Source organism: Variovorax sp. VaC1 (assembly GCF_043658315.1).
In the GTDB taxonomy this organism is placed as follows: domain Bacteria; phylum Pseudomonadota; class Gammaproteobacteria; order Burkholderiales; family Burkholderiaceae_C; genus Variovorax.
Map to the genome: position 1 here is coordinate 269,895 of NZ_JBIGLT010000004.1, position 12,696 is coordinate 282,590.

Annotated in this window: 14 protein-coding genes; 7 read left to right on the forward strand and 7 right to left on the reverse strand. The window is 67.6% G+C overall.

The features are described from left to right. The first annotated feature begins 36 nt into the window (after positions 1 to 36). Genes ACGLHS_RS18110 through mtgA form a run of 3 tightly spaced genes read left to right on the forward strand, consistent with a single transcriptional unit; the run spans position 37 to position 2,513 of the window. Positions 37 to 888 (forward strand): energy transducer TonB, encoded by an 852-nt coding sequence (locus ACGLHS_RS18110; RefSeq protein ID WP_394481888.1) that lies wholly within the window; start codon positions 37 to 39, stop codon positions 886 to 888. 36 nt (positions 889 to 924) lie between these two features. Further along, positions 925 to 1,773, forward strand: coding sequence for a shikimate dehydrogenase (gene aroE / locus ACGLHS_RS18115; RefSeq protein ID WP_394481890.1), 849 nt, complete (start codon positions 925 to 927; stop codon positions 1,771 to 1,773). Beyond that, complete coding sequence (gene mtgA, locus ACGLHS_RS18120; RefSeq protein WP_394481892.1) at positions 1,770 to 2,513, forward strand: monofunctional biosynthetic peptidoglycan transglycosylase; 744 nt, start codon at positions 1,770 to 1,772, stop codon at positions 2,511 to 2,513. Before aroE ends, mtgA begins: the two co-directional genes overlap by 4 nt. Here the strand turns inward: mtgA and ACGLHS_RS18125 are convergent. Further along, positions 2,479 to 2,895, reverse strand: a complete 417-nt coding sequence (locus tag ACGLHS_RS18125) for a DUF2809 domain-containing protein (protein WP_394481894.1) — start codon at positions 2,893 to 2,895, stop codon at positions 2,479 to 2,481. The genes mtgA and ACGLHS_RS18125 overlap by 35 nt on opposite strands. Before the next feature lie 9 nt (positions 2,896 to 2,904). Between ACGLHS_RS18125 and ACGLHS_RS18130 the strand changes: the two genes are divergently transcribed. Genes ACGLHS_RS18130 through ruvC form a run of 3 tightly spaced genes read left to right on the forward strand, consistent with a single transcriptional unit; the run spans position 2,905 to position 5,345 of the window. After that, positions 2,905 to 3,804, forward strand: coding sequence for a 1-acyl-sn-glycerol-3-phosphate acyltransferase (locus tag ACGLHS_RS18130; protein WP_394481896.1), 900 nt, complete (start codon positions 2,905 to 2,907; stop codon positions 3,802 to 3,804). Between the two features lies 1 nt (position 3,805). Continuing rightward, positions 3,806 to 4,795 carry a phosphatidate cytidylyltransferase gene (locus tag ACGLHS_RS18135; protein WP_093244929.1) on the forward strand — a complete coding sequence of 330 codons (990 nt, stop codon included), beginning with the start codon at positions 3,806 to 3,808 and terminating at the stop codon, positions 4,793 to 4,795. Between the two features lies 1 nt (position 4,796). Continuing rightward, positions 4,797 to 5,345 (forward strand): crossover junction endodeoxyribonuclease RuvC, encoded by a 549-nt coding sequence (gene ruvC, locus ACGLHS_RS18140; protein ID WP_093244927.1) that lies wholly within the window; start codon positions 4,797 to 4,799, stop codon positions 5,343 to 5,345. A gap of 1 nt (position 5,346) precedes the next feature. Here the strand turns inward: ruvC and glyA are convergent, their stop codons facing one another. Continuing rightward, positions 5,347 to 6,669, reverse strand: coding sequence for a serine hydroxymethyltransferase (gene glyA, locus ACGLHS_RS18145; protein ID WP_394481900.1), 1,323 nt, complete (start codon positions 6,667 to 6,669; stop codon positions 5,347 to 5,349). Positions 6,670 to 6,786: 117 nt separating this feature from the next. On the opposite strand from glyA, the gene ACGLHS_RS18150 reads away from it, so the two are divergent. Next, positions 6,787 to 7,746, forward strand: a complete 960-nt coding sequence (locus ACGLHS_RS18150; RefSeq protein WP_394481902.1) for a LysR family transcriptional regulator — start codon at positions 6,787 to 6,789, stop codon at positions 7,744 to 7,746. Positions 7,747 to 7,807: 61 nt separating this feature from the next. On the opposite strand, the gene ACGLHS_RS18155 is transcribed toward ACGLHS_RS18150, so the two are convergent. The 5 genes from ACGLHS_RS18155 to ACGLHS_RS18175 form a co-directional block, all read right to left on the reverse strand. Next, positions 7,808 to 7,984 (reverse strand): hypothetical protein, encoded by a 177-nt coding sequence (locus tag ACGLHS_RS18155; RefSeq protein ID WP_176801203.1) that lies wholly within the window; start codon positions 7,982 to 7,984, stop codon positions 7,808 to 7,810. A gap of 35 nt (positions 7,985 to 8,019) precedes the next feature. Then, on the reverse strand, positions 8,020 to 8,943 hold the full coding sequence (lpxC, locus tag ACGLHS_RS18160; protein WP_093244919.1) for a UDP-3-O-acyl-N-acetylglucosamine deacetylase: 924 nt from the start codon (positions 8,941 to 8,943) through the stop codon (positions 8,020 to 8,022). 317 nt (positions 8,944 to 9,260) lie between these two features. Then, positions 9,261 to 10,475 carry a cell division protein FtsZ gene (ftsZ, locus tag ACGLHS_RS18165; protein ID WP_093244916.1) on the reverse strand — a complete coding sequence of 405 codons (1,215 nt, stop codon included), beginning with the start codon at positions 10,473 to 10,475 and terminating at the stop codon, positions 9,261 to 9,263. 170 nt (positions 10,476 to 10,645) lie between these two features. Continuing rightward, positions 10,646 to 11,875 (reverse strand): cell division protein FtsA, encoded by a 1,230-nt coding sequence (ftsA, locus tag ACGLHS_RS18170; RefSeq protein ID WP_093244914.1) that lies wholly within the window; start codon positions 11,873 to 11,875, stop codon positions 10,646 to 10,648. 30 nt (positions 11,876 to 11,905) lie between these two features. Beyond that, on the reverse strand, positions 11,906 to 12,694 hold the full coding sequence (locus ACGLHS_RS18175; protein WP_093244911.1) for a cell division protein FtsQ/DivIB: 789 nt from the start codon (positions 12,692 to 12,694) through the stop codon (positions 11,906 to 11,908). Positions 12,695 to 12,696 lie beyond the last annotated feature (2 nt).

The window sequence follows — 12,696 nt, forward strand, 5'->3', positions numbered from 1 at the left end:
GTCCGGAGAAATGCGGCCCCTGGAGGAGTTTCGAGAATGAACTTCAAGGACCTCAGCACGCTGCAGATTGCACTGGGCGTGTCGGTCATTGCGCACGCCGCGTTGCTGGCGGTGCGCTTCGTCGATCCCGAGTCGTTCAACCGGGTCTTCAGCGAAACCCCGCTCGAAGTGATCCTGGTCAACAGCAAGACCCACGACAAGCCGGACCCCGGCACGAAGGTGATGGCGCAGACCTCGCTCGCGGGCGGCGGCGACCTCGACAAGGGCCGCGCCACCAGCCCGCTGCCGCCGTCGAGCTTCACCTCCGTCGGCGATTCGTTCGAAGACTCGCGCCGCCAGGTCGAGGCCCTGCAGGCCCAGCAGATGCAGATGCTCGCGCAGCTCAAGCGCGACCTGGCCGCGATGCCCGTGCCCGATCCGCGCGTCGCGGGCGACCCGACCGAAGCCGTCGCACGCGAAGAAAAGCGCCGCCAGATGGTCGAGCTGCTGGCCGAGATCGAACGCCGCGTGAACGAAGAAAACGCGCGCCCCAAGAAGCGCTACCTGAGCCCTTCAACGCGCGAAGCCGCCTACGCGATCTACGTCGACACGCTGCGCCGTCGCATCGAGGTGCGCGGCACCGAGAACTTCCCGACCGCGGCCGGCAAGAAGCTCTATGGCGAGCTGAAGATGACCATCACCATCAACAACGACGGCAAGGTGCTCGACACCGTCGTCGACGAAAGCTCGGGCGACGTGACGCTCGACCGCCGCGCGCAGGCCATCGTCCGCAGCATCGGCAGCTTCGGCAAGTTCACCGATGCGATGCGCAAGCAGACCGACCAGATCGTGCTGCAGTCGCGCTTCAAGTTCACGCGCGACGAGACCATCGAACTCTCGTCGCAGTAGCAAGCAAGTAGCCAGCAGCCAAGAAAGCAAGGCGCCATGGACCTGTACTGCGTAATGGGCAACCCCGTCGAGCACAGCCGCTCGCCCCGCATCCACGCCCGCTTTGCCGAGCTGAGCGGCCAGCAGATGGACTACGGCCGGCGCCTGATTCCGCTCGGCGCCTTTGCCGAGGGCATCGCGAGCTTCCGGCGCGAGGCCGCCGAACGCGGCGACGCGGCACGCGGCTGCAACATCACCGTGCCTTTCAAGTTCGAAGCCGCCGCACTGGCGCAGCACACGAGCGATCGCGCCTTGCTCGCGCAGGCGGTCAACACGCTGCGCTTCGATGCCGACGGCAGCATCCACGCCGACAACACCGACGGCATCGGCCTGGTCAACGACATCGTGCGAAACGCGGGCGTGCCGCTGGCCGGCAAGGAACTGCTGCTCATCGGCGCGGGTGGCGCTGCTGCCGGCGTGCTCGGCCCGTTGCTCGATGCGGGTGCCGCGCGCATCGTGGTGGCCAACCGCACCGTCGACAAGGCGGTGGCCGTGGTCCGCCGCCACGCGGCGCTCGCACTGCGCCACGGCGCCTCGCTCGAAGCCTGGGCGCTCGACGAAGTGCCGGGCGCTTTCGACGTCGTGGTCAACGCCACCGCCTCCAGCCTCGCGGGCGACGCGGTGCCGGTGAGCGCGTCGGTGCTGCGTGCCGGCGGGCTCGCGGTCGACATGATGTATGGCCCCGCCGCCGCCGGCTTCATGGCCTGGGCCGAAGCGCATGGCGCCATCGCGCGCGACGGGCTCGGCATGCTGGTCGAGCAGGCGGCCGAGTCGTTCGCGATCTGGCGTGGCGTGCGTCCGCCGTCCGCGCAAGTGCTGGCCGAACTGCGCACCGAACTGAAATGAAAACCGTGCTGCGCCTGATCGCCTGCCTCGTGGTGGCGGGCGTGGCACTCGAGTTGTTCTTCGCGGTCCGCATCGCGACGATGGCGGTGATCGATCCGACGAGCACGGCCTTCCAGCGCTCCGAGGCTTGGCAGATCGCCGTTCACCAAGGCACGGATGGTGGATGGCGGCAGCAGTGGGTGCCGTACGGGCAGATCAACGACACGCTCAAGCGCGCCGTCATCGCGAGCGAGGACGCCGGCTTCGTCGACCACAACGGCGTGGAGTGGGAAGCCATCGAACGCGCGCGCCAGCGCAACGCCAAGGCCGAGGAGCTGGCCGCCAAGCGCACGGCGCGGGCCGTGGCACGCGGCAAGCCGGTGCAGCCCGTGCGGCTGCGCGGCGGCTCGACCATCACGCAGCAGCTCGCCAAGAACCTGCTGCTGTCGGGCGAGCGCACCATGCTGCGCAAGGGCCAGGAGCTGGTGCTCGCCACGCTGCTCGAAGTGCTGCTGGACAAGCGGCGCATCCTCGAGCTGTACCTCAACAACGTCGAATGGGGCGAAGGGGTGTTCGGCGCCGAGGCGGCGTCGCAGTACTACTTCAAGAAGCCGGCATCGCGCCTGAGCGCCAACGAGGCCGCGCGCCTCGCGGTGATGCTGCCAAGCCCCAAGTTCTTCGAGCGCCGGCCCGGCTCGCCCTACCTCAGCAACCGGGCGTCGACGGTCATGGCGCGGATGCCCGCGGCCGAGCTGCCCTGAAGGCACCGCGCAGGCCTTCGATGGCCAGCACGCCGGCAAAGCCGATCACATACGCGAGCACGTCCCACCAGTCGGCGGTGCTTCCGAGCACGATGCGCAAGGCGCGGTTCGGAATGTGCAGGTGCCACGCCGACGCCAGGTACTGCCCCAGCTCGACCGCCAGGCCCACGCCCAGCGCGGCCAGCGCCAGCGGTAGCACGCGTGTGCCGATGACCGTCTTGAAGACGAAGTACACCCACACCACGGCCAGCACGTCGCCGAAGAAGCTGCGCACCCAGCCCCAGCGTGCGCCGACGGTGGCCAGCAGCACGAGCACGAGAAACAGGGCCACCGCCCACACCAGAGAAAGAGGATCGAAACGCCATCGCATGGCCCGTATCATCGCGCCCATATGCTGGCAAAGCTCACAGGTTGGTTGTTGTTGGGAATCGTCCGGTTGCTGACAGGCGCTCAGGCGCGCTGGTACGGTTGTCCGCCGAAGGCCGAGCAACGCATCTATTTCGCCAACCACCAGAGCCACGCCGACCTCGTGATGATCTGGGCGGCCCTGCCCGAGGAATTGCGCAGCATCACGCGGCCGATTGCGGCACGCGACTACTGGGCCAACACGCCGGTCAAGCGCTGGATCACGACCGAGGTGTTCAACGCGGTGTATGTGGAGCGTGCGGCGACCGCCCCGGCGACGCCAGCAGCGCCGGCGGCACCCGCCGCCGCACCGGTTGAGGCCGAAGCCCCGCCACCGCCCGCACCGCGCGCTGCGGTGACACCGCCGGCCGAGCGCATCGAGCCTTCGATGGAGCCGCTGCTTCCGATGTCGCTGCCCTTCGCCGACACCTCGGTCGAAGTCATGAACGAAGTGCAGGGACAGCTCGATCTTCCTGCGCCGCCGCCACCTCCGCCCGCGCCCGAGCCACCGCCCCCCGTGGCAGCCGAGCCGGAGCCGCCGGTGGCCGAAGCGCCCCCTGCCGCCGACCCCTTGGCCCCGCTCATCGAAGCCCTGCGCAGCGGCGACTCGATCATCATCTTTCCCGAAGGCACGCGCGGCCACACCGGCGAGCCGCAGAAGTTCAAGTCGGGCCTCTACGCACTGGCGACGATGTTCCCCGAGGTGGTGCTGGTGCCAGCATGGATCGACAACGTGCAGCGCGTCATGCCCAAGGGCGAGATCGTGCCCGTGCCCATCCTCTGCTCGGTGACCTTCGGCGCGCCGATCCGCGTCGAAGAAGGCGAAGAGCGCCGCCCCTTCCTCGACCGCGCACGTGCCGCCGTGATCGCCCTGCGCGACGTCTGACATGAACCAGTTCCTGCGCAACCTCAGCCCGACCCAGCAGGTCGCGGCGCTTTTCCTCATCGTCTTCGGCGTGCTCGCGATCGTGAGCGCCACCGCTTTCTTCCTGACCTTCAGAGAGCGCCGCAACCCGGTGCACGACGCCGCGTGGCAAGCCGAGCTGGCGCACTTTCGCGCACTGCTGGGCACCACCTGGTTCATGGTGGTGATCTTCTGGATCGGCTGGGCGCTCGGCGAAACGGTCGCCACCGTGCTGTTCGCGCTGATCTCGTTCTTTGCGCTGCGCGAGTTCATCACGCTCTCGCCCACGCGGCGCGGCGATCACCGCAGCCTGATCCTGGCCTTCTTCGTGGTGCTGCCGATCCAGTTCTGGCTGGTGGCCACGGCGCGCTTCGACCTCTTCACGGTGTTCATTCCGGTCTACGTGTTCCTCGCGATACCGGTGGCGAGTGCGCTGGCCAATGACCCCAGCCAGTTCCTCGAGCGCAACGCCAAGCTGCAGTGGGGCATCATGGTCTGCGTCTACGGCATGAGCCATGTGCCGGCGCTGCTGTTGCTGAGCTTCCCCGGCTACGAAGGCAAGAGCGCCTTCCTCGTGTTCTTCCTGGTGTTCGTGGTGCAGACCTCGGTGCTGGTGCAGCACCTGATCTCGCGCCGCACGCAGCGCACGCCCTTCGCGCCCAACGTGAGCCGCAGCTTCAACTGGACCAGTTGGGGCATCGGCATCGTGGTGGCCAGCCTGGTGGGCGCGCTGTTCTCGTTCATCACGCCCTTCAAGTTCGGGCAGGCGCTTGCGGTGTCGGTCATCGCCTGCATCGCGGGCTCGATGGGCCACCTGGTGATGAAGGCGCTCAAGCGCGACCGGGGCATTCCCAACTGGGGCAAGAAGGGCGTGGGCGTGACCGGCGCCAACGGCCTGCTCGATCGCGTCGATGCGCTGTGCTTCGCAGCGCCCATCTTCTTTCACTCGATCCGCTGGTACTTCAACGCCTGACATGCGCATTCTCGGCATCGACCCCGGCTTGACGACCACCGGCTTCGGCGTGGTCGACGCGGACGGCCACGCGCTGCGCTACGTGGCCAGCGGCACCATCAGCACGCGGCACCTGGGCACCGGCAACCTGCCGGCGCGCCTGAAGGTGCTGTTCGACGGCATCGCCGAAGTCAACGCGCGCTACCAGCCCGATGCGTCGGCGGTCGAAATCATCTTCGTCAATGTCAATCCGCAATCGACGCTGCTGCTGGGGCAGGCGCGCGGTGCCTGCGTGACCTCGCTGGTGAACTGCAATCTCTCGGTGGCCGAGTACACCGCGCTGCAGATGAAGAAGGCGGTGGCCGGCCACGGGCAGGCGGCCAAGGCGCAGGTGCAGGAGATGGTCAAGCGCCTGCTCGACCTGCCCGGCCTGCCGGGCGCCGACGCGGCAGACGCGCTGGGCATTGCCATCACGCACGCGCAGGTCGGCCGTTCGATGGCCCGGCTGGCCGAAGCGGCCGAGCTGTCGAAGACCCACGCCGGCACTTACCGGCAGGGCCGCTCGCGCTGATTCAGCGCACGATGTAGCGCAGGCCGCCGAGCCTGGTGCGGCGCTCGCGCACTTCGCTGGCGACGGATGCGGCATCGCCGCTCAGCGCGCGGGCGATCCACGACGCGAGCTGCGGCATGTCTTCCGGCGTGAAGCCGAGCCGCACGATTTCGGGCACGCCGAGCCGCAGTCCGTTGATGTCGCCTTCGACCGGCGTGATCGGCAGGCCGATGCCGCAGGCCAGCAGGCCGCCTTCGGCCAGCTTCTTCGCGGCCCGCTGCCCACCGCCCCAACGCGCCGCCTCGACCGCGAACTGATGCGATTGCGTGAAGCCGCGCGCCTTCGCGAACACCGGCAGGCCTTCGGCATCGAGTGCACGCGCGAGCGCCTGGGCCGTCTCGCGCATCGCCGCCGCATAGGCCTTGCCATGCACCTTCCAGTCGAGCAGGCCACGCGCCAGCGCCGCCGTGCGGCCCGCATCCGAATTGGCCGTGAGGCCGGGGTAGGCGATCGCGTCGATGCGCTCCATCAACGCCGCGTCGTTCGACACGATCAGCCCGCCCGCGGGGCCACCCAGGCTCTTGTAGGTGCTCATGGTGATGGCGTGCGCGCCCTCTTCCAGCGGCTGCGGCCACGCCTTGCCGGCCACCATGCCCGAGAGGTGCGCGGCATCGAACAGCAGCTTCGCGCCCACGCTGTCGGCGATCTCGCGGATGGCGGGCACCGGGTGCGGAAACAGGTTGAGGCTGCCGCCGATGGTGATGAGCCTGGGCTTCAGCTCGCGCGCGAGCTTGGCCAGCGCCACCACGTCGACCGTGTAGCCGTCGGCATCGACCGGCGCGGACACCGGCTTCAGGCCATACAGCCCGGCCGCGCCCGCCGCATGGTGCGTGACGTGACCGCCGATGCTGGGCGGCGGCACGATGATCGTGTCGCCCGGCTTGCAGGTCGCCATGAACACGTAGAGGTTCGACAGCGCGCCCGAACTCACGCGCACCTCGGCGAACTTCGCGCCGAAGACTTCGGCGGCGAGTTCGGCCGCGATGACCTCGATGCGCTCGATGGCGTCCAGCCCCATCTCGTACTTGTCGCCGGGGTAGCCGAGCGAAGGGCGCGAGCCCAGGCCGCGCGACAGCAGCGCCTCGGCGGCCGGGTTCATCACGTTGGTGGCGGGGTTGAGGTTCAGGCCCTCGACGTCGTGGATGCGGTGGTTGTCGGCGACCAGCCTTTCGATCTCGGCGGCGACACCCGCGGCGTCGCGTGCCGCCGCATCGCCCGCGATGGACAGCACATGGTCTTCGCTGGCGGCGGGCACCCAGGCGCGGCGTTGGAGGGCGGTGGACATGCGGCGTATCTCGCTGGAAGTGGGGAGTGAGCCGCATCGTCGCGCGCCCGGCGCCCTGGGGCAAACCGGATAATCTGGGCCTGAGCCCTAGAAAATCTTGCCCTGGGATGCCGCCATATGCCGCTCGCACCGCCCCGCCCCCGCCTGCCGCCGCACACCGCCGTTCGCGCCTTTGAGGCGGCCGCGCGCCACGGCAGCTTCGCGCGGGCTGCCGAAGAGTTGTTCGTCACGCCGGCTGCGGTCGCGCAGCAGATCAAGACACTGGAGACCTGGGCCGGCGGTGCGCTGTTCGAGCGGCACAGCCAGGGCATCCGACTGAGTGCCCATGGCCGGCGCGCGCTGCCGGCGCTGAGTGCGGCGGTCGATCAACTCGGCCTTGCGGTGCAGGCGCTGCGGCATGAAACGCAGACGGCAGCGCGCCGCAGCACGCTGCAGGTGGCGGCCCTGCCGGCCGTCGCGCAGTTGTGGCTGTCGCCCCGACTCTCGCGGTTGAAGGTGGCGCTGCCGGGCGTGCAGGTGTCGGTGACGGCACTGGAGCAGCCGCCGAATTTCAGGCGCGAGCCTTTCGATCTCGGCTTGTTCTATGCACGCGCCGGCGAGCAGATCGAAACAACGGTCGGCGCGCAGGCACTGCCGCTGGCTCGCGACCGCCTCGTGCCGGTTTGCAGCCCGCGTCTTCGCGATCAGCTGGCCAGCGGGCGGCCTCGTTCGCTCGACGATCTGGCCGAGGTGCTGGTGCGCTGCGGTGGCCTGCACGACACGGTGTGGCACGACGACTGGTCGCGCTGGCTGCAGGCCGTGCGCCCCGGCACCACGGCGAATGAAGCCGACGCCTGGGCCGCCGGCCCGCACTTCTCGCTCTACAGCCTCGCGCTGCAGGCCGCGCTCGATGGCGAAGGCGTGTTGATGGGGCGCGAGCAACTCGTGGCGCCGCTGCTGATGCAGGGCAAACTGCATGCACCCTGGGGACGGCCGAAGGCACTGGGAGACACGGTCATGCTGCTGGTGCCCGCGCACCGCAAGGGGCCGCTGCTGGCGCAGCAGGTGCAGGCCTTGCAGGCGCTGGCTGCGGATTGAGAACGGTGCTCTGTCCGTCGCCGCATGCCGCTTCCGGACATGCGGACGCACGCCGGGAAGGCTACGCCACGCGCTCCGCGATCAGCACCGCGAAGAAACCGAAGGCAGCCAGCAACGTCCACTTGAGCACGATCCAGCCGAAGCGCCGGAACTTGACCCGTCCCGTGCCGGCATAGAACGCGAAAGATACGCCGGCCACCAGCAGAAGCAGCAGGATGGCCCAGCGAAAGAGAAGCATGTGTTTGTTATGAGGTGTGCGTTGGAAGCAGCGGCCTACCAGGCCCGTGCCACTTCGCCGAAGCCGCGCGGCGCGCTCTTCTCGTCCTCGAAGGTCACGACTTCGTAGGCATCGCTGTTCGACAGCAGCTCGCGCAGCAGCTTGTTGTTGAGCGCATGGCCCGAGCGGAATGCGGTGTAGGCGGCAAGCAGCGGCTTGCCGATGATGTACAGGTCGCCCATTGCATCGAGGATCTTGTGCTTCACGAACTCGTCGTCGTAGCGCAGGCCGCCCGCATTGAGCACCTTGGTGTCGTCCATCACGATGGCGTTGTCGAGGCCGCCTCCGCGTGCCAGCCCCTTGCTGAGCATGTACTCGAGCTCTTTGGTAAAGCCGAAGGTGCGCGCGCGCGCGATGTCGCGGCTGTACGAATCGGCGCCCAGGTCGAACTCCACGCGCTGGCCGGTCGAGTTGACGACGCGGTGGTCGAAGTCGATCTCGAAGCTCAGCTTGAAGCCGTGGTACGGCTCCAGGCTCGCCCACTTCTCGTTGGCGCCCTCGCCTTCGCGCACCTCGACCTTGCGGGTCACGCGGATGAAGCGGCGCGGGGCTTTCTGCAGCTCGATGCCCGCGCTTTGCAGCAGAAACACGAAGGACGAAGCCGATCCGTCGAGGATGGGCACTTCGTCGGCCGTGATGTCGATGTAGAGGTTGTCGATGCCCAGGCCCGCGCAGGCGGACATGATGTGTTCGACGGTCTGCACCTTGGCGCCACCCGTGGAAACGGTGGAGGCAAGGCGCGTGTCGGTGACCGCCTCGGCGGTCATGCGGATCTCGACCGGCTCGGGCAGGTCGACGCGGCGGAACACGATCCCCGTGTCGGCCGGAGCCGGCCGCAGGGTCAGCTCCACGCGTTGCCCGCTATGGAGCCCCACGCCCACGGCGCGGCTGATCGACTTGAGGGTTCGTTGTTGCAGCACGCCGGCGATTTTAGGCGCGTGACGGGCATGGCGCCCCATTCCCCTCGCTATGGCACCGATAGACATGGACTGGCAAAAGACCCGGCAGGCCCCGCGATGGACGCAAAGGGCACGAGATGAACGCAGCGCCTAGAGCCAGCAGGAGTCCCTTTCAGGTCTCCCCTGTACCCATTGCGAACCCTCGTGCCCTCTGCGTCTGGCTGGTCGCCTCGCACAACACCACCAGGGCACCGGCTTGGCCGGGCCTCGGGTGTTGCCCCCGCAAGGGGGCTTGGCGAAGCGACACGAAATGCGCGCAGCCTGGGGCGAGCTCGGGTTCAGTCGGCCTGGCGGCGCAGGAACGCCGGGATCTCGAAGTCGTCCATGCCGCCCGACGACAGCGCATCCACCTTGGCAGCAGCCATCGTGCGGTTGGTACGCCACACGCTGGGAACCGCCATGCCGTCGTAGTTCGGCTGGCTGCCGCCGCCGCTGCTGGCGTGGCCGGTGCCGCCGAGCGTGGGCACGGTGAAGGCGATGTTGTCGGTGCCGGTGCGGATCACTTCCAGCGTCGGGGCCTGACGGCGAGCGTCGGCACGCGAGAGGCCGGTGGCCACCACGGTCACGCGCATCTCGTCGCCGAGGCTCTCGTCGTAGGCCGCGCCGTAGATCACGTGCGCATCGGGCGATGCGTAGGCACGGATGGTGTTCATCGCGAGCTTCGACTCGTTCAGCTTCAGCGAACCCTTCGATGCCGTCACCAGCACCAGCACGCCCTTGGCGCCCGACAGGTCGATGCCTTCGAGCAGCGGGCAGGCCACGGCCTGTTCGGCAGCGATGCGCGCGCGGTCCGGACCGGCTGCGGCAGCGGTGCCCATCATGGCCTTGCCGGGCTCACCCATCACGGTGCGCACGTCTTCGAAGTCGACGTTCACGCCGCCGTACTCGTTGATGATTTCCGAGATACCGCCCACGGCGTTCTTCAGCACGTCGTTGGCGTGCGCGAAGGCTTCGTCCTGGGTGATGTCGTCGCCCAGCACGTCGAGCAGCTTCTCGTTGAGCACCACGATCAGCGAATCGACATTGGCTTCGAGCTCGGCCAGGCCGTCGTCCGCGTTCTTCATGCGGCGGCCGCCTTCCCAGTCGAAGGGCTTGGTCACCACACCCACGGTGAGGATGCCCATTTCCTTCGCGATGCGCGCGATCACCGGTGCGGCACCGGTGCCCGTGCCGCCGCCCATGCCGGCCGTGATGAACAGCATGTGCGCGCCGTCGATGGCCGCGCGGATTTCATCCACTGCGGCTTCGGCAGCGTCGCGGCCCTTGTCGGGCTTGCTGCCCGCGCCCAGTCCGCTGGTGCCCAGCTGGATGATCTTGTTCGCATTGCTGCGCGTGAGCGCCTGTGCGTCGGTGTTCGCGCAGACGAACTGAACGCCCTGCACACCGCGCTCCATCATGTGGGCGACCGCATTGCCGCCGCCACCGCCCACACCGATCACCTTGATCTGCGTGCCCTGATTGAACTCTTCGACTTCGATCATTTCGATGGTCATTTTTAACTCCTTGAATCTTGCAGTTGCCGTTATGTATCTATGAATATTTCTTGTGCCGTGACGAGATCAACGATGGGGTCGTCGTCGCGGTGGACCTGTGCGTCGCCATCGCTCGTTGAAATGCAATGGAGGGCTGCCGCGCGCAAGCCAGAGTGGAGACTTGATCATGGCTAGAAATTCCCCACGATGAAGTCTTTGAAACGTCCGAATGCAGTCTTTACCGACCCATTCTTCTGTGCCACCTTGAAGCCACGCATGCGTGCGAAGCGGGCCTCTTCGAGAAGGCCCATGACTGTAGCGGCGCGAGGCTGCGCGACCATGTCGGACAACGCGCTCGAATATTTCGGAATGCCCCGGCGCACCGGCTTGAGGAAGATGTCTTCGCCGAGCTCGACCATGCCGGGCATCACCGCGCTGCCGCCGGTGAGCACCACGCCCGAAGACAGCACCTCTTCATAGCCCGACTCGCGCACCACCTGCTGCACCAGCGAGAAGATTTCTTCGATGCGCGGCTCGATCACGCCGGCCAGTGCCTGCTTGCTCAGCATGCGCGGCCCGCGGTCGCCAAGGCCCGGCACTTCGACCTGCGTGTCGGGGTCGGCCAGCAGCTGCTTGGCAAAGCCGTTCTCGACCTTGATGTCTTCCGCGTCCTTCGTGGGCGTGCGCAGCGCCATCGCGATGTCGCTCGTGATGAGGTCGCCTGCGATCGGAATCACGGCCGTGTGGCGGATCGCGCCGTTGGTGAAGATCGCCACGTCGGTGGTGCCCGCACCGATGTCGACCAGCACCACGCCCAGTTCGCGTTCGTCTTCCGTCAGCACCGCCTGGCTGGAGGCCAGCGGGTTCAGCATCAGCTGGTCGACCTCGAGGCCGCAACGGCGCACGCACTTGATGATGTTCTCGGCCGCGCTCTGCGCACCGGTCACGATGTGCACCTTGGCTTCAAGCCGCATGCCGCTCATGCCGATCGGCTCCTTCACGTCCTGGCCGTCGATCACGAACTCCTGCGGCTCCACCAGCAGCAGGCGCTGGTCGCTCGAGATGTTGATGGCGCGCGCGGTTTCGACCACGCGTGCGACATCCGCCGGCGTCACTTCCTTGTCTTTCACGGCCACCATGCCGCTCGAATTGATGCCGCGGATGTGGCTGCCGGTGATGCCGGTGTACACGCGGCTGATCTTGCAGTCGGCCATCAGCTCGGCTTCTTTCAGCGCCTGCTGGATGCTCTGCACGGTGGCGTCGATGTTCACCACCACGCCGCGCTTCAGACCATTGCTCGGTGCAACGCCGAGCCCCGCCAGCTTGAGTTCGCCACCGGGCAGCACTTCGGCCACCACCACCATGACTTTGGCGGTGCCGATGTCGAGTCCTACGACCAGGTCTTTGTATTCTTTAGGCATTGAGATATGTCCTCGATTTCTCGATGAGCGCTACTTGATTCTTCTTGGGGTCTCGGGCGAGACCGTGGTGACACCGCGCAGCCGCAATGCATACGCGTCGTTGTGGCGCAGGTCGGCGCCCTCGACGTCCGCGACCGTGCGGTGGTACTGGCCCGCGACCTGCGTCACGGTCTTCAGGAACCGCTGCAGGCGCGCCGACACCTCCTCCGCCTGGCCACGGCCCAGTTCGATCTCGGCACCGCTGTCGAGCACCACCTTCCAGCTGCCCCGGCTCGACAGCGACAGCTCGTCGATGCTGAAGTCGTAGGGCTGGAACTGCGGCTGCAGCACGCGGTACATGCCGAGCACCTGCCCGGCCTGCTCGATCGGCCCGTCCAGGCGCGGCAGGTTGTCGTCCACCTCGGCCACGTTGGCCTCGAACACGTCGCCGAATCCGTTGATGAGCTTCGAGCTCGCCTCGTCGCCCCAGTTGGCCACCGGCACCTGCTCGGTGAGCGTCACGCGCAGCTTGTTCGGGAATTCGCGCCGCACCACCGCGCTGCGCACCCAGGGCACCGACTCGAACGCGGCGCGCGCACGCGCCAGGTCGATGGTGAAGAAGTTGCCGCTGAGCTGCGGCGCCACGTTGGCGCGCAAGGTCACCGCGTTGTTGTGCGTGACCTCGCCATCGACCTTGATGCCGCCCAACGGGAAGAAAGGCTGGCGCAGCACCCACCATGCGCCCGCCGCAAGCAGCATGAGCGCCACCGCCGCGAATGCCAGATTCGCGACGATGTTCATGAGCTTGACGTCGAAGGGCGCGGGGATGCTGTCGGCCATGG